This is a genomic window from Nocardia sp. NPDC058666, assembly GCF_042714895.1.
Lineage (GTDB): Bacteria > Actinomycetota > Actinomycetes > Mycobacteriales > Mycobacteriaceae > Nocardia.
Map to the genome: position 1 here is coordinate 1 of NZ_JBHXRY010000015.1, position 20,494 is coordinate 20,494.

Sequence of the window (20,494 nt, forward strand, 5' to 3'; positions counted from 1 at the left end):
GCAAAACGCTCGACTGGGATACCCCAGCCGAGCGTCTGCGTGATCTACTCACCGTCTAACACCAGCGGTGTTGCGACGACCCCTAGAAATCGCCGAAAACGGTACGGGCGGTTTTGTGTTGAAGGGGGGATCAGCCCAGGCGCTCCTTGAGGGCCTCGAACTCGTCGCGGACGCCCGAGGGGAGCTTGTCGCCGACGAACTCGAACCATTCCTCGATCGACGGGATCTCCTTGCGCCACTCGTCGGCGTTCACCGACAGGGCCTCGTCGACGTCGGCGGCGTTCACGTCGAGGCCGTCCAGGTCGAGGTCGGCGGCGGCGGGGACGTGGCCCACGGCGGTGGCGGCGGCGTTCGAGGTGCCCTCGATGCGGCCGACGATCCACTCCAGCACGCGGGAGTTCTCACCGAATCCGGGCCACAGGAAGCGGCCGTCGTCGCCACGACGGAACCAGTTGACGTAGAAGATCTTCGGCAGCTTGTTCGCGTCGGCGTTCTTGCCGAGGTCGATCCAGTGGTTGAGGTAGTCGCCCACGTGGTAGCCCAGGAACGGCAGCATGGCCATCGGGTCGCGACGGATGGTGCCGACGGTGCCCTCGGCGGCGGCGGTCTGCTCCGAGCCCATGGTGGCGCCCATGAACACGCCGTGCTCCCAGCCGAACGACTCGGTCACCAGCGGGACGGTGGTCTTGCGGCGGCCGCCGAACAGGATGGCCGAGATCGGCACGCCCTGCGGGTCGTCCCACTCGGGGGCCAGGGTCGGGCACTGCGACATCGGGGTGCAGTAGCGCGAGTTCGGGTGCGCGGCGTGCGTACCGGACTCGGGGGTCCAGTCGTTGCCCTTCCAGTCGATGAGGTGCTGGGGGTCGCCTTCGAGACCCTCCCACCACACATCGTTGTCGTCGGTGTTGGCGACGTTGGTGTAGACGGTGTTGCCCGCGTCGATGGTGGCCATCGCGTTGGGGTTGGAGCTGTGGTTGGTGCCGGGCGCGACGCCGAAGAAACCGAACTCCGGGTTCACGGCGTACAGCTGGCCGTCCTTGCCGAAACGCATCCAGGCGATGTCGTCGCCCAGGGTCTCCGCGCGCCAGCCGGGGATGGTCGGCTGGATCATCGCGAGGTTGGTCTTGCCACAGGCCGACGGGAACGCGGCGGCGATGTAGTAGTTCTTGTTCTCGGGCGAGATCAGCTTCAGGATCAGCATGTGCTCGGCCAGCCAGCCCTCGTCGTGCGCCATCGCCGAGGCGATCCGCAGCGAGTAGCACTTCTTGCCCAGCAGCGCGTTGCCGCCGTAACCCGAACCGAAGGACCAGATCTCACGATCCTCGGGGAAGTGGGTGATGTACTTGGTGTCGCTGCACGGCCACGGCACATCGGCCTGGCCCTCGGCCAGCGGCGCGCCCACGGAGTGCAGCGCCTTCACGAACGGGCGGTCGGTGCCCAGCTTCTCCAGCGCGGCGGCACCCATGCGGGTCATCACGCGCATCGAGACGACCACGTACTCGGAGTCGGTGAGCTCCACGCCAAGCTTGGGATCCTCGGCGCCGAGCGGGCCCATGCAGAACGGCACCACGTACATGGTGCGGCCCTTCATCGAGCCGCGGTACAGCTCGGTCATGGTGGCGCGCATCTCGGTGGGGTCGACCCAGTTGTTGGTCGGACCGGCGTCGGCCTCGGTCTTGGAGCAGATGTAGGTGCGCGATTCGACGCGGGCCACATCGGAGGGATCGGACAGCGCGAGGAAGGAGTTGGGCTTCTTCTCCTCGTTGAGCTGCTTGAACGTGCCCGCCTCGACCAGCTGCGTGGTCAGGCGATCCCATTCCGCGTCGGAGCCGTCTGCCCAGACCACGCGGTCGGGCTGAGTGAGCTCTGCGACTTCCTGTACCCAGGCGAGCAGTTCACTGTGCTCGGTCGGCGCCTTGCCGTCGGATCCACGAAGACCAGGAATGGTCGCTGAGGTCATGAAAACTCTCCTGAGATGGGCGGTTGTTCGATCCATCGATCGCCACCATGGGCGGGTTTAGGCGTCCGCAGTGACCAGCCGGCGCACAACCCCGATTTCACGGCTGAGGAAGGCCGCACACGGACATCAGGCCGCGCATCGACTGGCAAGAGCGGACGCCCAGGTTCCTACCCCAAGGTTAACGCGATATGACCACCGATACGGCATCGGGCTCCCTAATGGGTACCCACGAGTCAGTTGGCCAATCCCGCGCTCATCTCTGATCCAGCGTGGCGAGGTCGCGCTCGCACGCGGACAGCTGCGCCGGACGCTGGGCCACCAGGTTGCGAGTGAGCATGTCGAGCTCGGTGACGCGCTGGTCCACAGCCACCGCGCGGGCCGTCGATTCGCGCACCACGTGCTCGGCCAACTCAGCCTCCGCGTCCACCAATACCCCCGCGACACGCTGTTCCAGCTGGGCTTTGATGTTGACCAGCGCCTCGGACACCCACTGGGCCATGTGGTTGCGCTCGGCGAGTTGGCCGCGAGCGCGCACGACCCACGCGGCCGCGCCGGCGCCGAGCAGCAGGGTGACGGGGACGCTGGCCACGTCGAGCGCGGGCACCAGCGACAGCGGCGCCACGATCAGTCGACCGAGACCGACACCGGCCGAAGCACCGAGCGCGATCATGAGGTGATCTTCAACACCGCGGTGCCTTTTGTCCGGATCGGGACCGACTCGCGGGGCCGGATCGCGGCGCACGGTGGTCGGGGCGGCCGTGCCGATGCGGCGGGCGGCTTCGATCACCCGCTGGTCGATCACCGCATCAACCGAAACCGACAATTCGCCCGCCGCTTGCTGGAGACGCTGCGGGTAGGCGCGCAGCTCGGCCCGATCGCAGCGGTCGAGTTCGGCGCGCGAACGGGTGTGCAGCGCGCGGACCATCGAACCGACCTCGGTGGTCAGGTCAACGCGCGCGAGCTGGACCTGACTGCGCACCGCGGCCAGACCGGTCTGACGGCCGCCGTCGCGTTCGGCGAGCAGGCCGATGCGTTCCTCGCGCAGGCGGGCGGTGTCGGTGCCCGATCGCAGGGCGGTGATCTGTTCGTCGATCCTGGCCCTGGTGTCAGCGAGCACCCGCGCGCGCACGGCCGCTCGACGTTGCGAGCCGTCGACGGGTCCGTGCGCGGTGGCCGCGGCGAGGGCGGCGTGCAGGCCTGCCACGCCGGAGCGGTCGAGTAGGGCCGAGTCGTCGGCGGCGCGGGCGGCGGCGGCCATGCGGGCGGAGACGGCGACGATGTCGAGGTCGGTGATGCCGCGTGCGGCGAGGAGTTGGAGGTTGCGTTCGCGGGTTGTGCGCCAGTCTTGATAAGCGTGAAAGCCGTTCATGGCGAGCAGGATTGGTCGATTTGCGGTGCGGAGACGGTCGATCAGGACGAACATGTCGGCGCCGAGGACACTGCCCGCGTCGAACACGATCAGGGCCGCGGCGGGGTCGGTGGCGCGAGTTAGATCCGTGCCGCGCACGGGATCAGCGCCGCGCGTGGGGTCAGTGCCTCGGGTGGGATCGGACAGAACGATATGAGGTTCGAAGCGGGCGAGTTCCGTGCGAAGCAAGGTCGTGTTGGCGTCATCGGGGGCATAGAAATCGACGCTGGTCCCCGAACCCGCCGATGCCATCGCCCGAAGCAACGCCGCACCCTGCGGATTCCACCGATCGATCACGGCAGCTACGGCCGACGGAAGCGCCCCTGCGTCGTCGACTCGATCCGCCGGCGGGGCCCCCGCGATCCCATCGCCGGCACGCCCCCCACCAGCCGGAACCTCAGAGTCCCGCACTGCTCATCCGCTCCCAAGCCCGCACATAACCGTTGTGAACCCGCAGCGCCGCCCGCCGAGCAGCAGGCGGCATATCGCTGGACACCACGGCCCGCCACCGCGTCGCCCGCGACAACGCCTCATCGGCATCAGCAGGCGCGGGCGACGGATATCCTGCGGCCAGATGCGAAACCTGCGGGCACGCCAACCCCGCACACAACCCGGCCCACAACGCCTCGTCACCGGCCAGATACTGCTGGATCAGTTCGCGAGCGCGCCCACCGTCACCGGGCACCGCGCGAGCCGCCAATCGAACCAACTCGTCGAGCAGTTCACCCCCGCGCACAGCCTCCACCTGCTCATATCGCCGATGAACCAGCTTGTGCAGCGGATCGATCCCACTGGCGGAATGCAGAATCTGGATGATCGCCGAAGCGGGCAGGTCCGGATCGGCGCGCAACGCCGACAACGCGCAATCCACGCCGTACAGATCCCAGTGGGCGATCAACCGCCGCCGCGCGTCCTGGTCGGACCCACTGCCGATGAACAGGTCGGCCGCCAGCACCGACGGCACATCGGGGCCAACGGCGAGCCTGCGCAGATCGCTGAGATCGGCGGCATCCACCGCGCCCGCCCTGGTCCGCGCGGCCACCGACGCCACAATCGGCACCACCGGCATCCGCAATTCCTGCGCGAGTCGCTGCGCCGCGCCCACCGCTTCACTCCACCGCGCACCGACCGCGTCGGCCTTGTTCAACACCACGATCCCGCGCCCGGCGGGCACCGCGGCCAGCAATCGATGGTCCGCGGCCTGCGGCGAACCGGCCAGCACGTAGATCACCAGGTCACCGTCGAGAACGGGATCGGGCTGCTCGGGCTGGTCCACCGGCTCGGTCTCCTGCGCCGACAGCAACGCCAGCGCGTCCAACACGGTGGTTCGCCCGCTCAGCGCGCGCCCGGTGATCTGGATGTGCAGCTGACGACGGCGACGCGCGGCCGCCGCGGCCACCTGTGCGGCGATCGCGCGATCACCGCCGCGACCGGTACCGAGGCGCGAGATCAGCTCGTCGAGCTGGTCCGCGGGACGTGTGTGCGCGAAATCGGTGGCTGTCGACATTGTGCCCACCCCCTTGTCGTGAGGGCATTCTGTCAGACGGAAAGGGTCGCCGAACCTTCTGCCGACCTGCCCGATCAGCGGTGCGACCAACTCGCCTGTGGCGTAACTCCACGCATGCTGGACAATGGACGACGTGAACGACGCCCCCGACCACGCCGAGCCGACCAGCCACAAGCTGTCGGAGATGCCGCACGACGCGGGCCGACGCTCGCTCACCGGCTCCCGGCTGTATCCCCGCGTCACGAGCTTCCGCACGCGGCGGGGCGCGCTGACGCCGAACCAGCAGACTTCGTGGGACCGCACCTGGCCGGTGATCGGCCGCAACGTGTCCAACGAGCCCGTCGACGCCGACGCCTGGTTCGGGCGCGAAGCCCCACTGGTCATCGAGATCGGCACCGGCACCGGCACGGCCACCGCCGCGATGGCCAAGGCCGAACCGCACCTGAACCTGATCGGCATCGAGGTCTACGAACCGGGTCTGGCCCAGCTGGTGCAGCAGATCGAACGTGAAGACATCGACAACATCCGGTTGCTACGCGGCGACGCCGTGGACGTACTGGAGAATATGGTTGCTCCCGAGTCGCTGATCGGGGTTCGCGTGTTCTTCCCTGATCCGTGGCCCAAGGCACGTCACCACAAGCGCAGGCTGCTGCAAGCGCCGACATTCGCGCTGATCGCCAGCAGACTCAAGCCCGGCGGTGTGTTGCACGTGGCCACCGACCACGCGGATTACGCGGAGCACATTCTCGAAGTAGGCTCCAAGGAACCGCTGTTGACCGGCCTGAACGACACCACCGGTGGCGACAGCGCCGCCAACCGCACCACCGCGCCGATCGGTTTCGAACGGCCCGTCACCAAGTTCGAGGACAAAGGCCTGCGTGCCGGTAGTGCCATCAACGAGTTCATATGGGGGAAGATCGACAGATGAGCGTGAGTGAGATCGCCCCCGAGATGCCGGTGCCCGCCCAGGCAGGCTCCGGATCCGAGGCGCCCGGCGGTGCCGATGTGCGACGTGTCCTGCTGGTCTGGGACGCGCCGAACCTCGACATGGGCCTCGGCGCCATCCTCGGTGGACGTCCCACCGCCGCTTATCGCCCCCGTTTCGACGCGCTGGGCCGCTGGCTGCTGGCCCGCACGGCCGAGATCTCGGTCGGGACCAAGGGCCGCATCGAAGCCGAAGCCACGGTGTTCACCAATATCGCGCCCGGCACCGCCGACGTGGTCCGCCCGTGGGTGGAAGCGCTGCGCAATGTCGGTTTCGCAGTGTTCGCCAAGCCCAAGATCGACGAAGACTCCGATGTCGACGCCGACATGCTCGCCCACATCGCCGCGCGTCAACGCGACGGCGGGCTGGCCGGAATCATGGTCGCCTCGGCCGACGGTCAAGCCTTCCGCGAACCGCTCGAGGCCATCGCGGCCAAAGGAATCCCAGCTCAAGTGCTGGGTTTCCGTGAGCACGCGAGTTGGGCGGTCACTTCCGATACCCTCGGGTTCGTCGATCTCGAAGACATCCCGGGCGTATTCCGGGAACCGCTGCCGCGGGTGAGTCTCGAATCGCTGCCCGACGAGGGCGCATGGCTGCAGCCGTTCCGGCCGCTGTCCGCGCTACTCACTTCTCGCCCCGGTCAAGGAGTCGCTTAAGTGTTCACCCGCTGGGGCGATCTGGTCTATCGGTTCCGTTTCGCCGTCATCGTTGTTGTCGGTGGGGCGATGTTGGCGTTGGGCGCGTACGGCATGGGGCTGGGTCCCCGCCTCTCCCAGAGCGGTTGGTTCGATCCGGGCTCGGAGTCGGTGGTGGGCGCGCAGCTCGCCGATGGCTCCTACGGACGTGACCATCTGTCCGACGTGATCGTCATGTACAACGCCCCAGAGGGCAAAACGATCGACGACCCCGAGTTCAGCCAGAAGGTCGTCGGCAGTCTGACCACCGTCATGGCCGAGCATCCCCAGCAACTCGCCAAGATCAACGGCACCTACTGGAAGGTGGGTGACGCGGCCTCCGCGCCGTCGATCTTCGGGTCGAAGGACAAGAAGCACGCCTTCGCGTCGCTGGCCATCGCCGGTGACAACGACACCGTCATGATGGACAACTACCGCGCGTTGCAGGGCGTGTTCGACATTCCCGGCGTCGACGTGGAAGTTTCCGGCCTGCAGCCGCTCGCGGTCACTCTGACCGACACCCTCGCGCACGACTCCAAGCGGATGGAGGTGTTGGCCTTCCCCGCGGTGGCGGTCCTGCTGTTCTTCATCTTCGGTGGCATCGTCGCGGCCGCGCTGCCGCTGATCATCGGTGGTCTGACGATTCTCGGTGCCACCGGCATCGTGATGGCGCTGACCAACTTCACCGAGGTCAACTTCTTCGTCACCGGTGTCGTCTCGATGATCGGCCTCGGCCTGGCAATCGACTACGGGCTGTTCATCGTCAGCCGGTTCCGCGAGGAACTGGCCGAGGGCTACGACACCAGAGCCGCCGTCCGTCGATCGGTCATGACGGCCGGGCGAACAGTCGTGTTCTCCGCCACGATGATCATCGCCAGCGTCGGCGGCATCCTGATCTTCCCGCAGGCCTTCCTGCGGTCGGTCGCCTACGGCACCATCGCGGCGGTCTCCCTGGCGGCGCTGACCGCGATCACGATTCTGCCCGCGATGCTGGCCATCCTCGGCCCGCGCGTGGACAGCCTCGGTCTCAAGCGGTTCCGCAAGACCAAGACCGCGGAGCAGGTCGAGAACGGCTTCTGGGGCAACCTGACCCGCTGGGTCATGCGGCATCCGCTCAAGATCGCCATCCCGATCGTCATCGGCCTGCTGCTGCTGATCATCCCGGTTAAGGACCTGACCTTCGGCGGCATCAACGAGAAGTACCTGCCGCCCGACAACGAGACCCGTTCCGCGCTCGAACACTTCTACGAGGTCTTCCCGCAGAAGAAGACCGACCCGATCCAGCTGGTCTTCGTCTCGAGCGACACCAACGCCATCGGCAAGGTCTGGAAGGAAGCCAACCAGGCTCCCGGGCTGGTCAGCCCGTTCGAAGTGCCGGGCCGGTCGCCGACCAACCCTGAGGTGTTCCGCACCTCGGCGACCCTGGTCGACCCCACCAACAACGCCGAGCCCACGATCGACTACCTGCGCTCGATCGAAGTTCCCGACGGCGTCACGATGTACGTGACGGGTCAGCCCGCGCTCATGGCCGACAGCATCGACACGCTGATGGAACTGATGCCGTGGATGATCCTGCTCGTCCTGGCCACCACCACGATCCTGATGTTCTTGACGTTCGGTTCACTGGTGCTGCCGATCAAGGCCGCATTGATGAGCGCGCTGGGCCTCGGCTCGACGCTGGGCATCCTGACCTGGATCTTCGTCGACGGTCACGGCGCCGAGCTATTGAACTTCACACCACAGCCGATCAGCGCGCCCGTGCTGATGCTGATCATCGCGATCATCTACGGCTTGTCGACTGACTATGAGGTCTTCCTGCTGTCCCGGATGGTGGAAGCGCGCGCCCAAGGTGCGTCGACCACCGAAGCTGTGCGGATCGGTACCGCTCAAACCGGGCGGATCATCACCGCCGCCGCCCTGATCCTGCTGGTGGTGACCGGCGCGTTCGCGTTCTCCGACATGGTGATGATGCAGTACATCGCCTACGGCATGATCGCGGCGCTGGTGATCGACGCCACCGTGCTGCGCATGTTGCTGGTCCCCGCGATCATGAAGCTGCTCGGCGACGACTGCTGGTGGGCGCCGAAGTGGATGAAGCGCATCCAGGAGAAGATCGGCCTCGGCGAACCCATCCTCGATGACGAACGCCCCGGCAACAGCAGCGCGGTCGACCTGGTGAAGACCACGCCGATCACCGACCCGCCGACCATGCAGATGACCGCGGTCCCCGACTCCAAACTGGCCCGCACCCCCCGCAGGCCGCGCACGGTCGCCGAGATCGAGGCCGACGCCCCGACCCAGCGGATGGACAAGGTCGTCGACGCCGACAGCGCCGAACCGACCCGCCCCCGCCTGCCGAAATCCCCCGACCCGACGCGCCCCCGCGCCTCGATGCTGTCCTCGGGCGAACCGACCCGCGAACTGCCGGTGGTGAAGCCGGGCACAAAGCCCGACGACGCCCCCGCGAAGGACGCCGGCCTCGACCTGCCGAAGTACGACTCCGGCGAGGCAACCCAGATCCTCCCGATCGTCAAGGCCGATGCGGTGAATCCCACTGCGGGACAAGCCGATTCGCACGGTGGACATCGCGGCGATTCGCCCGCAGATACCTTCGGTGGATCCCATGGCGATTCGTCCGCTGACACATTCGGCGGGCCCGGCCGCGATTCATCCGCAGATACCTTCGGCGGGCCGCGCCGTGATCCTTCCGCTGAGACATTCGGCGGGTCCGGTAGCGATTCGACCTCGGACTCGTCGACGGACAACGACCGCGGCTACTCGGGCCCCAGCTTCGGCACACCCCCCGACCTGGGCGACCCCGAAACCGGCCCCGGTGGAGCCACCCGCCCCACCAACAGCGTCGGCCACTCGAGCGCGGGATTCAGCAACGGATCCCCTCTCGACGACACCCGCTTCGGCTCGTCGCGTGACAGCTCCGACGGTGCGACCCCGAACTCCCACGGGTACACCGACTTCGGAACCGCGGGCAACGCATCCGGCGTCACCGGACCGAGCTTCGGCACTGACCTCGGGAACTCGGACAACACACCCCGCGTATCCGGTCCGAGCTTCGGGACCGACGCCGGTTTCGGGAACTCCTCTGGCGTAACCGGGCCGAGCTTCGGAACGTCGGGCGATGCGCCTCGCACCTCGGGGGCGAGCTTCGGGACTCCTGCCGACACCGCGCCGAGTGCAGGCTTCGAAGCCCCTTCGATCTCCCGGCCCGCTCCGGCGGCAGACGGCGGATCCGGGCTCGATCTGTCCACCGGCATCCCCGGTGTCACGCCGCGCGGTTCCGAGCGGGTACAGCCCCCTTCGGGGTACACCCCCGGCGTGATCGGTGAGACGCCGCAGGTCTCGACGCCGCACGAGTCCGGTGATGACGCCGGATTCCGCGCGCCCGCAACGGATTTGCCGCAGCGACCCAGCATCGTGCCGCCCGCGCGACCGAGTTCGGCAACTCCGCCGCACGGCACCGTCACCCCGCCCGCGCCGAGCATCGTCAACCAGCAACCGAGCAGGCTGACCCCACCGCAGCCGGTCGATCCCCCTGCCGATGACGACACTCCGCCCAGCGGAACGTTCACCGGATTCAACCCCGTGACCGCGTCGAACTTCCGACCGATCGCACCGGCGTCCACCCCCGAGCCGACCACCCCCGCCGACTCGCACACCACGTCGCGGGACGTTTTCGGCACCTCGGTCCCCGTGGAACCGCAGCAACCGCCTGCCCCGTGGAACAACGGCATGACGGGCCCCGGCACCCCCCGCGGCTACACCACCCCCGAACCCGACGGCGGTGCACGGTTCGCCTCGACCACCGAGAACGGCCACGCCCGTCCCTCGGACGATCACCCGGTCGACATCGCCAGCGCACCGAATCCAGCTGTTCCCCAGTCGAATTCGCCCCGCGCGACGGAGGTGGCCCGCCCGCAGGTCGCGCCGACAGGATTCACCGCCGTCACCCCGAACGACAGCACGGATTCGGACGACACCGCAGCACAGGCATCCACCCGGATCCCTGCTTCGCGTCACTCGTCCGACCGTGACGAGCCGTTCACCGCGGATCAGGATGCGACCGAAACCCCCGGCCAGTGGCAGGCCCCCTCCGGCTTCACCGCCGTCCCCTCCCGGACCGCGTCGCCATCGGAGCCCACCGCTGCACCGTCGCAAGCACCGGAAACCCCTGCGGAATCCGCCACTGCGTCGACCGAATCCAGTTCCCCCGCACCCGAATCGGGCGAACCCGCAGCGGACACCCGCAACGAGATCGAGAACTGGATGGCCCAACTACGCTCCTCCCGCCGCGGCACCCCCGCCGACGAGGGCCGCCACCACGGTGGCGAGGGGCGCACGGTCAGCGTGAACGAACTCCTCCGCCGCCGCGAGGACAACACCGAATAATCCCAAAGCACCACGAACACAACGAAACCCACGGCCATCGAGTGCCGTGGGTTTCGTCGTTCGAGGATCCGTCTCGATCAGGCGCCGGGGCGCGGTGGCGCGGCGTCCGCGAAGGCGCGTGCGTAGCGAGTCCCGGTGAGCAGCAACAGGATTCCGACCACCAGGAACGCCGCCACGCGGACCAGCCCCGACAGTGTGGCGAGGTCGAACAGGAACAGTTTCGCCAGGGCCGCCGCGGCGACGAGCAACCCGGAAACCAGGCACACCTTCGCCACCGCGGGCGATGCGGACAGTCGCCGCAACCCGTAGAACAGCGACGCGGTAGCCACCACCATCCACACAATCGTCGCGATGCTGTGCCCGACCACGAATCCGTCTGCCCCACCGAGAGTTACACCCAGCGAAACCGCGGCGACCAGCACGTAATAAAGCCCCGCAACACTCACCGCGAACCACACTCCCGTGACCAGCACGGCATCATCGAACCGCGGCAACCGAGGCACAGTCCACGCCACCATCGCCGCCACACCCAACCCGACCACAGCAGCCACCGCCGTAGAAACATCGAGCTCCCGATCCGCAAACCTTTGCACCGCAAGCGTCTCCGGCGTAGCGATCGCCAACATCACCAACCCACCGAGCAACGCGAACGCCACCCCGATCCCAGCCGCCACCCGCGTACGACTGACCGCCCCCACCGCAAGAAACGCGAGCCCGACCACAAACAAGGCCGTCGGCAAAAACCGAGGACTACCACCGGTAGCAACAGTGCACGTCTGCAACAACGCCACAGCCCCGGTCAACCCCGCAACCAACGCCGTATGCCCCGCAATCCGCAACCGCCCCACGGTGCCGGCAGTCTCGGCAGTCCCCGAACCGGGGACTGCCATGCCTGCCCGACCGGGATCCGCCATGTTCACCGAACCGGGACCCGCGGTACTCGCCGGACCGGAGGCTGCCGTACTCGCAAAGCCGTGAGCTGCGGCGTTCGCACCGACATCCGTAATCGACGACGATGCCCCGCCATTCGTCGGTGAGTCCACGGGCGCCGCAGCACCAGGCCCCGCGGCTGCACCGAAGACCACTGCAACGTCTGTTGAACCGCCCATGCCGGCGTGCCGAGAGATCAAGGCGGTGGACGCGAGGCCGAGCAGGATGGCGGCGAGTACGCCGGTGATGGACGCACTTACCACACGGTCGAACAACATCGCGGCAGCGAGCACGGGAAGCGCCGTGAGCGCGATCGTGATGCTCGCGGTGATGTCACCGGGCCTGCAGCGCACCGACAGCAGTGCCCCGACCAACCCGACCACCGCGCACGCGATCGCCGCGACCAACAGCCCTCGCTGGTGCTGCGCCTGTTCCCCGGAGATCGCCCCTTCGATCCCGCTCAACGCCACGAACACCAGAATCGCGAGCACCACAGGCAAGGTCCGCGCGATGTGCAGCACCGGCCAGTTCCTGCGCATCTGCACCGGAACCCCCGCGGCCTGCAACACCACCAGGAACGCGACCAACATCAACTCGGTGGTCAACGCCGGCGACAACACCGCCGCCCCCACGACAACCCCCACGGCCAACGGCTGCGACTGCCACCGCAGAGCGATCCCCACCCCCACCAACGCAACCACCAGGGCCGCCGCAAGCCCCACCCCACCCGGAACCCACCGGTAATACCCCGTCACCGCAACAACATCCAGATACAGCCCAGCGATACCGGTGGCCACCAAGGCGATCCCACCGACCCGACCACCAGGCCGCCCGAACACCCGCCACCCAGCACCAACCAATCCCACCGAAAGCGCAGCCCCCGCAACAACTCTCGCCACCGGCCCGAAGAACCCAGCCTGCGCAGCCAACACCAAAAGCATCAACACCCCCACCAAGGTCACCCCCACCCCCGCCACCGCCAAAACCCGAGAAATCACCCCTTCCCGCTGCCACCACGGAGTCCGAACCCCCCGCCCCGGCCCGCGCCCAACCCCCACCGGCGGCACCGGCCTCATCGGCGGTACCGCCCCCATCTGCCCCATCGGCGTCACCGGCCGACCACCGGGGGCATACCCCCACCCCGACCCAACCGGCCGCCCTGCTGACATCCCCGCTGGCGCAGGGACCCCACCCAGCCCGTAACCCGGGGCCTGCCCACCAGACGCAGGCACCCCACCCGGCCCGTAACCCGGGCCCTGCCCACCAGGCACGGCCCAACCTCCCGGCCCATTCCCCGGAGCGAACCCAGGAACAGGCTGCCCCACCTCACCGCGTGCACCTACCGCCCAGCCGCCACGAGCCCCGCTAGGAGCTGGTTGGCCAACCCCGACCTGCCCACCGACCCCGGTCGCAGACGGTTCCGCAGGACCAGACACCGGCTGACCCATCGCAGAATCACCCTCTGCAGGCCGACGCCAACCGGATTCCGAGCCCGGATCAGAACCCTCGCCACTCGCAGACCCCTCCCCCGACGATTCAGCGCGGCCCCGCCCAGCCACCTCCCCCGACGACCCCACATCCCCAGCCCGCGACCCCACCTCCGCCCGCAACTGCGCGGCCAGCAGATCCAAATCGCCGCCCACCTGACTCATGTGCGCGCCGAGCGCGGTGAACTCTCCGGAGAGCCGCGCAACCAGCGCGGGATCGATGGCAGTACTCATAACTCCATAGTCGACCCCCACCCACCACCGAACATGAGTAGAAACCCCCGGTCGCGCCCAGTTCCTACCCGAATCCCGGCCTATCCCCCGAGAAACCGCCGCCACTGCACCATCAGCGGATACTTCGCCGTCACCGACCCGAACCGAATCCGCCCGTGCACCACCAGATGCAACGGCCCGATCGGCGGCCCCGTCCGCACCTTGTTGTTGACCGAGGACCCCACCAGATCGAGTCCGTTCAGATCAACAGTCGCCGCAGCGGGCACCAGCAAAGTCAGCCCGGTGCAGTAGTCGTCAACCTGGATCTCCACGATCTGCGTCTGCATCACCGCTTCGGTGAAATCCAGCGTCACCCCCGACATCAGGTTGTTCAGGTGCAGCACCGGCGGCACCTGCCACGGCCCACGGCGATGCACCCCCGATAACCGACTTCGAATCGCACCGGGATTACTCCCCCCGGACGGCACCGGAACGGGCCGAGGTCGAGGCATCGCGGCAGGCTGCGGCGCCCCCGCTACCCGCATTCCGGGCAGATCGACCAGCACCGCATTGAGCTCACCCCGGGTTTTGGCGGCGAGCGCGGTATCCATCCGCTCGGTGAACTCCCCGAGCGACAACATCCCGAGCCCGACGGCACGCTGCAGCAACTGCCCCACATGCTCACGCTCGGCGTCGGACACGCGTAACTCCCGGTCGCTGACGGGACCTGCCGCCGCGACACCGGGTTTGAAGAGGGATTCTGAACCGCCCATGCCATCGAGGGTAGCCACGAACAGCACCCCTGCACATCAGGGCAAACCCCTATTCCAGCCCCTGCTCGATCGCATACCGCGTCAACTCCACCCGATTGGCCAGCTGCAACTTCCGCAACGTCGCCTGCACGTGGTTCTCCACGGTCCGATGCGACAAACTCAACCGCGTAGCGATCTGCTTGGCCGATAACCCCTTGGCCACCATCCGCAACACCTCCGTCTCCCGCTCGGTCAACGAGGGCCGATGCGGCTGATCAGCGGCAACAGGCGCGGTCGCCATCCGCCGATACTCCCCGAGCACCAACCCGGCCAAACCGGGCGTGAACACCGGCTGACCTGCGGCAGTAGCGGTAACAGCATCGATCAACTCAGCCGCCGAAGCACTCTTGACCAGATACCCGCTGGCCCCGGCCTTGATCGCGTCGAGCACATCGTCCCGCTCGGCCGAAGCCGACAGCACCAGCACCCGACTCCCCGGCGAAACCCGCAACACCTCGGCGGTAGCCGCAGCCCCGTTCCCATCGGTGAGCTGCATATCCATCAACACCACATCCGGCTGCACCGCCGCCGCCCTGCGACCGGCCGTACCGACCCCATCAGCGGTAGCGAGCACCTCGAACCCCGCCTCGGCGAGATCGCGAGAAACACCCTCTCGCCACATCGGATGGTCGTCGACCACCATCACGGTAATCACCGGCATCGCCCAACTCCTCTGCTCAGCGCGCCGGTTGGCGCGGAATCCGGAATTCCCACTCGGTACCGTCCCCGTCGGTCAACAACTCGGCATTCCCCCCGAGCGCCGCGATCCGACCGACGATCGACCGCGAAACCCCCATCCGCCCTTCGGATTCCGCCGCCGCCAACCTTCCGGCCGCAATCCCCACCCCGTCATCGCGCACACTCACCACCAGCATGTCACCGGTATCCTCCAGCAGCACATAGGCTTTCGCGCCAACTCCCGCGTGCAACGCAACATTCGACAGTGCAGTAGTCACCGCCGCGGCGATCTCCTGCGCCACCACCCGCCCGACCAACACCGGATCACCCGGCGTAGCCACCGACACCGTAGGCGTAGCGCGAGCGGTCAACAAAGGCCGCAAATCCACTTCCCCCGACGAGGAATCGGAAACCTCCGCCTGCTCGGACAACAACACCCGCAACGCCACCTCCTGCTCCCCCGCCCGGTGCGCCAGTTCCATTGCGGGCCCGCCTATCTCCCCCCCACGCCGCTTGATGAACGCCAACACCTGCAACACCCCGTCGTGCACCTCGCGAGCCAACCGCTCCCGCTCCTGCGCCGCGGCGGTGATCCGCAAGGCATGTTCCAACTGCCCCTGCGCCCGCCGAGCCGTATTGGCGGCAAGCCCCAGCGCCAACCCCACCGAAACCAACACGGGCGCAGTCGCATCGCCCCACACGTCCTGCCCCCACTGACCCCGCACGGTCACCACCACGGCCGCCATCGCCAGTCCCGCAACAACTCCCGCGATAGGCCCGCGCAGAATCGCCATCGAGATCACCGAGTTCGCGATCCACAGGGTCGTGGGCAGTGTCTGATGCCCGTGATACCAATCGTAGTCAGCGACAAGGCGTGTCGAGGCTATCAACGCCACGGTCACCACCTGGTCCCCGAACACCACCCAGCCGCGAATCTTCCCGGTCGCCTCGGGAAAATACCACTGCGACAACAGCAATGCCGAAGTCCCGGACCAGATCGCCATCACCGCGATCAGCACCCAGCTCAGTCGCGGATGCTCGTAGTACGGCACCGACGCGATCTGCTGCCCGATCGCATACAGCAGCGTGACCAGCCGAAACGCCTGCGCGGCCCGCCACAGCGGCGCGGTCGCGGCGTCGGTGGTGCTCAACTCAGCTGTGTGGGTCCGCATCGCCGGGCTCGGTTTCCTCCTCGCGCAACCGCTTTCGCACGTCGAAGCGGTCCGCGGGTTCGGGTTTGTCGGGCTGCGCGGCGAACAGTTTTCGATCCTCGCCCGCGGCTATCTCGCCGTAGGCCTCCTCAGGACTGCCTGACAGCAGATAGCGAATCGCGGTGTTGCCCACCGCAATCAACGGAACAGCAAGCAGCGCGCCCGCGATCCCGCCGACAACCAACCCGGCGGTGATGGCCAACACCACCGCCAGCGGATGGATGCTCACCGCCCGACCGAGCAGAAGGGGTTGCAGCACATGCCCTTCCAGCTGCATGACTGCGATGATGATGCCCAACACGATCAGCGCGGTCACCAAACCCTTGGTGACCAAAGCGATGAACACCGCGACGAACCCGGCCACCACCGCGCCGATGATCGGAATGAACGCACTGATGAACACCAGCGAAGCCAACGGCAACGCGAGCGGCACATGCAGAATCGCCAACCCGGCACCTATGCCGATCGCATCCACGGCAGCGACCACCACGGTGGCACGCACGAACCCCACCAGCGTCCCGAACCCCAATTCACCAGCGGTGCGTACCTTTTCGCGATGCGCGGTAGGAATCACCCGAGTGACGAACCGCCAGATCTGATCCCCGCCGTAAAGGAAGAAGATCAGAATGAACAGGATCAGAAACGCCCCGGTGAGAATGTGTCCGATCACCGTGGCGGTAGTCAGCGCACCGCTGGTCAGACTCTCGCGGTTGTCCTGAATGGTGCGCACGATGGTGTCGCCCGCGTTGCGGATCTGCTGATCGCTCATGTGCGGCGGCCCGTTGATCAGCCAGTCCTGCACCTTGTGCACGCTGTTGGTGACCTCGTTCGACAGCCCCGGCACACCGTCGACGAACTGTTCCACGACAAAGGTCATCACCCCCGCCAGCAGCCCGATCGACCCGACCAGCGCCACGAACACCCCGAGCCACCGCGGGATCCCCACCCGCTGCAACCAATCCACCAGCGGCGCCAGCAGTGCGGCGGCCAGCAGCGCGATGGCCAACGGGATCACCACCGTGGCGAATTTCTGCACCAGCATGCCCACCGCGATCAGCGCGGCGAAGATGATCAGCAGCCGCCAACTCCAGGCCGCGGTCTTGCGAACCAGGGGATGTACAGAGTCGGCGTCCGAACGCCACGGCGAAGACGCGGGCCCCGAAACTACCTTCTGGTCGGTCACCCGAGAGAGCCTATCGGTCGCAACGCTAGATTGGTTGTCGTGTCGGCGCCTCTGGAAGCGGTCAAACAGACCATGCGAACGCGGTGGCCGCTGTATCTGACGTCGGTGCTGCTGGCCAACGTGTTCGGCTTCGTGCTGGTGTGGGCGTTCATCCAATACGGCCTGCCGGTTCCCGAAGGCGAAGCCGATGCGGTGCGCCAGACGGGTCTGCTCGCGCCGCTGTTGGTGTTCGGTGTCGCCGCGGTGCTGAGTATCTTCGCCGCCGCGCTGATGTTGCGGCCGGTGATGCGCTGGCAGATGCGGGGCGGGCCGCCCAGCAGACGTGAGCAGATGGCGGCGTTGCATGTGCCGCTGCGGCAGTCGATCGTGCACCTGATCCTGTGGATCATCGGCGGCGCGATCCTGGCCGTGTTGATCATCGCCGAGTCGCCGGAGCTGGCGGGCGCGGTGATCGTCACCGAATGTATGGCCGCGACCATCGTGTTCGGCTTCACCTACATGCTGGGCGAACGCATCCTGCGCCCGGTCGCCGCCGAGGCACTGACCGAGGGCACCTTCGACCACACGCTGACCCCCGGCGTGGGCACTCGCATGGCGATGACCTGGGGAATGGGCACGTTCGCGCCGACGATCGCGATCGTGCTGCTGTGCGTCACGCAGATCTCCTCGGACGTGAAGTTCTCGGCGAAATCGCTGGCCATTTCGATCCTGCTGCTGTGTGGCGTGGTGATCCTGCAGGCGCTGGCGTTGTCGATGCTGACCGGTTCGTCGATCTCCGACCCGGTGCGGCAGCTGTCGCAGGCCATCAACCGGGTGCAGGCGGGCGCGCGTGACGTGCAGGTGGAGGTCTACGACGGCAGCGAGATCGGGCTGCTGCAGGTGGGCTTCAACCGGATGATGGACGAGGCGGCCAAGCGCCGCAGGCTGCAGGAACTGTTCGGCCAGCACGTGGGCGAGGACGTGGCCCAGCGCGCGCTGGACTACGGCACCGAGCTGGGCGGTGAGACGCGGTTCGTGGCGGTGCTGTTCGTGGACATGGTCGGTTCCACCGCGGCCGCCGCCGAGCGCCCGCCCACCGAGGTGGTCAGCCTGCTCAACGAGTTCTTCCGGGTGGTGGTCGACGTGATCGACAGCCATCACGGCTTCGTCAACAAGTTCGTCGGCGATGCGGCGCTGGCGATCTTCGGTGCACCGCTGGACCGCCCCGACGCGCCCAGTGCCGCGCTGGCCGCCGCCCGTGATCTGCGCGAACGGCTGCGCGAGGTGACCAGTCTCGATATCGGCATCGGCGTGTCGGCGGGCCTGGCGGTCGCCGGAAACATCGGTGCGGCAAACCGTTTCGAATACACCGTGATCGGCGACCCCGTCAACGAGGCGTCGCGACTCACCGAATTGGCCAAAGATCATCCCGGCCGCGTTCTCGCTTCGGGCAGCGCGCTGTACTTCGCCGACGAAAGCGAGCAAGAACATTGGGTAACCGGAGACGAGGTCCAGTTGCGCGGCAGACGCCGAAAAACCCGGCTGGCCTGGCCGAAACCCTCCGCCGACGGGCCGAACGCGGACGAGGAAGAGCAACAACCTTCGTTAAGCTGAGACCGTGACGGCCGACGGCGACCTAGCAGGCGAAGTGGAGCACCCGCGCCGCCGATTCTGGTGGGTCAAGTGGCTGCTCGGCGTGGTGGTACTCGCGCTGCTCATCGGCGAAGGCATCTATCTCTGGCCCCGCCTGCACGAATCGTGGCGCACGCTCACCGAGATCCACTGGGGTTGGCTGGTGCTGTGCATCGTTCTCCAGGCCATTTCGATGAGCGGTTTCGGCCGCGTACAGAAACAACTGCTACACGCCGGTGGCGTCGACGTGAGCCAGGGCAAATCGGTCTCGGTGGTCTACGGCGCGACCGCGATGTCGCTGACGTTGCCCGCGGGCCAGGTGTTCTCCACCGCGTTCACCTACCGGCAGACCCGCCGCTGGGGCGCCAGCCCGATCGTGGCCTCCTGGCAACTGGTCTTCTCCGGCGTGGTCGCCGCCGCGGGCCTTGCGCTGATCGGCATCGGCGGCGCGGCGCTGGTCGGGCAGGGCATCGGGTTCAAATTCATCGGCTCGCTGGTGGTGCTGGGCCTGATCCTGTTCACCGGCAACTACCTCGCCCGACACCCCGGCACCCTCGAGGCGATCCTGCGACGGGTGCTCGCGCTGGTCAACCGGCTGCGGAAGAAGCCGGCCGATCACGGCATCGCCAAGCTGGCCGAATTCCGGGCGCAGCTCGAGTCGGTGGATCTGGGCAAGAAGGACGGGGCCCTGGTCGGGGTGTGGGCGCTGGTGCACCGGTTCGCCGATGTGGCGTGTCTTGGTGCGGCGTGTTTCGCGGTCGGCGCCGATCCGAAGTTGTCCGGGCTGCTCATCGCGTTCGCGGCGGGCAAGGCGGTGGGGTCGATTCCGTTCGCGCCCGGCGGCATCGTCTACGTGGACGCCACGCTGATCTACGGTCTCACCGCGGCTGCGGGCCTGCCGGCCTCGCACGCGGTCGCGGCCGCCTTCGTGTACCGGTTCGTCAGCTTCATCCTGGTGGCGATCGTGGGCTGGATCGTGTTCGCGTTCCTGTTCCGCAACCCCCATGCCGACGACGAGGAGTACGAGGAAGAGTTCAAGCAGCAGCGCCGAATCTGATCACCGCAGGGCGCGAATCGCGGCCCGCCAGCCGAGCAGGAACAGCGCGAGCACCGACGCCGCGACGATCACGAAACTCACCGCCACCCCCTGCCCGCTGACCGCGCGAAAGACCATCCCGCCCGCCAGTGTGCAGGCCCAGATCAGAATTCCGCTGGGCCACAACGCCGTTGCGTCGAACCGCGTGCTGCGCGCGACCAACACCGCCAGCGCCCACCCGAGAATCAGCCCTAATCCGAAGGGCCACACCGTTTTCAGCAGTCCGGCCAGCACGGCCTCATCGTGACTACGCCGACCGATCGCGCAGAAAACGACCACCAGCAGGGCATCGATACCGAACGGTGCGAACCTTTTCACGCACGTAGCGTAACCGG

The 20,494-nt window shown here is 67.4% G+C and carries 14 protein-coding genes; 5 read left to right on the forward strand and 9 right to left on the reverse strand.

The window, feature by feature from the left end; genetic code table 11:
- Positions 1-130 precede the first annotated feature (130 nt).
- From ACFWVD_RS24625 to ACFWVD_RS24635, 3 genes are all read right to left on the reverse strand, one after another.
- The gene (locus tag ACFWVD_RS24625; protein WP_379246580.1) at positions 131-1,960 is read right to left on the reverse strand and encodes a phosphoenolpyruvate carboxykinase (GTP); all 1,830 of its coding nucleotides are present in this window, start codon (positions 1,958-1,960) and stop codon (positions 131-133) included.
- A 253-nt stretch (positions 1,961-2,213) separates the two neighbouring features.
- Positions 2,214-3,665 (reverse strand): hypothetical protein, encoded by a 1,452-nt coding sequence (locus ACFWVD_RS24630; protein WP_379246582.1) that lies wholly within the window; start codon positions 3,663-3,665, stop codon positions 2,214-2,216.
- A 100-nt stretch (positions 3,666-3,765) separates the two neighbouring features.
- Positions 3,766-4,875: a hypothetical protein gene (locus ACFWVD_RS24635; RefSeq protein ID WP_379246584.1), complete on the reverse strand. Its 1,110-nt coding sequence runs from the start codon at positions 4,873-4,875 to the stop codon at positions 3,766-3,768.
- A gap of 184 nt (positions 4,876-5,059) precedes the next feature.
- On the opposite strand from ACFWVD_RS24635, the gene trmB reads away from it, so the two are divergent.
- Genes trmB through ACFWVD_RS24650 form a run of 3 tightly spaced genes read left to right on the forward strand, consistent with a single transcriptional unit; the run spans position 5,060 to position 10,938 of the window.
- A complete protein-coding gene (gene trmB, locus ACFWVD_RS24640) occupies positions 5,060-5,803 on the forward strand; it encodes a tRNA (guanosine(46)-N7)-methyltransferase TrmB (RefSeq protein ID WP_379246750.1) in 744 nt (247 codons plus the stop codon).
- Entirely contained in the window at positions 5,800-6,516 is a 717-nt protein-coding gene (locus ACFWVD_RS24645; protein WP_379246586.1) for an NYN domain-containing protein, read from the forward strand. Before trmB ends, ACFWVD_RS24645 begins: the two co-directional genes overlap by 4 nt.
- Positions 6,517-10,938 carry an MMPL family transporter gene (locus ACFWVD_RS24650; RefSeq protein WP_379246588.1) on the forward strand — a complete coding sequence of 1,474 codons (4,422 nt, stop codon included), beginning with the start codon at positions 6,517-6,519 and terminating at the stop codon, positions 10,936-10,938.
- A gap of 77 nt (positions 10,939-11,015) precedes the next feature.
- On the opposite strand, the gene ACFWVD_RS24655 is transcribed toward ACFWVD_RS24650, so the two are convergent.
- The 5 genes from ACFWVD_RS24655 to ACFWVD_RS24675 all read right to left on the reverse strand — a co-directional run bounded on the left by ACFWVD_RS24655 (position 11,016) and on the right by ACFWVD_RS24675 (position 17,452).
- Positions 11,016-13,037, reverse strand: coding sequence for a DUF2339 domain-containing protein (locus tag ACFWVD_RS24655; RefSeq protein WP_379246590.1), 2,022 nt, complete (start codon positions 13,035-13,037; stop codon positions 11,016-11,018).
- Positions 13,038-13,669: 632 nt separating this feature from the next.
- Positions 13,670-14,341 carry a DUF1707 domain-containing protein gene (locus ACFWVD_RS24660; RefSeq protein WP_379246592.1) on the reverse strand — a complete coding sequence of 224 codons (672 nt, stop codon included), beginning with the start codon at positions 14,339-14,341 and terminating at the stop codon, positions 13,670-13,672.
- A 49-nt stretch (positions 14,342-14,390) separates the two neighbouring features.
- Positions 14,391-15,041: a response regulator gene (locus ACFWVD_RS24665; RefSeq protein ID WP_379246594.1), complete on the reverse strand. Its 651-nt coding sequence runs from the start codon at positions 15,039-15,041 to the stop codon at positions 14,391-14,393.
- 16 nt (positions 15,042-15,057) lie between these two features.
- The gene (gene macS / locus ACFWVD_RS24670; protein WP_379246596.1) at positions 15,058-16,230 is read right to left on the reverse strand and encodes a MacS family sensor histidine kinase; all 1,173 of its coding nucleotides are present in this window, start codon (positions 16,228-16,230) and stop codon (positions 15,058-15,060) included.
- On the reverse strand, positions 16,211-17,452 hold the full coding sequence (locus tag ACFWVD_RS24675; protein ID WP_379246598.1) for an AI-2E family transporter: 1,242 nt from the start codon (positions 17,450-17,452) through the stop codon (positions 16,211-16,213). The genes macS and ACFWVD_RS24675 overlap by 20 nt, the downstream gene beginning before the upstream one ends.
- 72 nt (positions 17,453-17,524) lie before the next feature.
- Between ACFWVD_RS24675 and ACFWVD_RS24680 the strand changes: the two genes are divergently transcribed.
- The gene (locus ACFWVD_RS24680; RefSeq protein WP_379246752.1) at positions 17,525-19,045 is read left to right on the forward strand and encodes an adenylate/guanylate cyclase domain-containing protein; all 1,521 of its coding nucleotides are present in this window, start codon (positions 17,525-17,527) and stop codon (positions 19,043-19,045) included.
- A gap of 4 nt (positions 19,046-19,049) precedes the next feature.
- A complete protein-coding gene (locus tag ACFWVD_RS24685; RefSeq protein ID WP_379246600.1) occupies positions 19,050-20,120 on the forward strand; it encodes a YbhN family protein in 1,071 nt (356 codons plus the stop codon).
- On the opposite strand, the gene ACFWVD_RS24690 is transcribed toward ACFWVD_RS24685, so the two are convergent.
- A complete protein-coding gene (locus ACFWVD_RS24690; protein ID WP_379246602.1) occupies positions 20,121-20,477 on the reverse strand; it encodes a DUF3054 domain-containing protein in 357 nt (118 codons plus the stop codon).
- Between the last annotated feature and the right edge of the window lie 17 nt (positions 20,478-20,494).

Bases quoted from the DNA above. Each gene is read 5' to 3' on its own strand.
- ACFWVD_RS24665 (WP_379246594.1), bottom strand. From the start codon at position 15,041: ATGCCGGTGATTACCGTGATGGTGGTCGACGACCATCCGATGTGGCGA.
- ACFWVD_RS24655 (WP_379246590.1), bottom strand. From the start codon at position 13,037: ATGTCAGCAGGGCGGCCGGTTGGGTCGGGGTGGGGGTATGCCCCCGGT.
- macS (WP_379246596.1), bottom strand. From the start codon at position 16,230: ATGCGGACCCACACAGCTGAGTTGAGCACCACCGACGCCGCGACCGCG.
- ACFWVD_RS24680 (WP_379246752.1), top strand. From the start codon at position 17,525: ATGCGAACGCGGTGGCCGCTGTATCTGACGTCGGTGCTGCTGGCCAAC.
- ACFWVD_RS24645 (WP_379246586.1), top strand. From the start codon at position 5,800: ATGAGCGTGAGTGAGATCGCCCCCGAGATGCCGGTGCCCGCCCAGGCA.
- ACFWVD_RS24635 (WP_379246584.1), bottom strand. From the start codon at position 4,875: ATGTCGACAGCCACCGATTTCGCGCACACACGTCCCGCGGACCAGCTC.
- ACFWVD_RS24660 (WP_379246592.1), bottom strand. From the start codon at position 14,341: ATGGGCGGTTCAGAATCCCTCTTCAAACCCGGTGTCGCGGCGGCAGGT.
- ACFWVD_RS24625 (WP_379246580.1), bottom strand. From the start codon at position 1,960: ATGACCTCAGCGACCATTCCTGGTCTTCGTGGATCCGACGGCAAGGCG.
- trmB (WP_379246750.1), top strand. From the start codon at position 5,060: ATGCCGCACGACGCGGGCCGACGCTCGCTCACCGGCTCCCGGCTGTAT.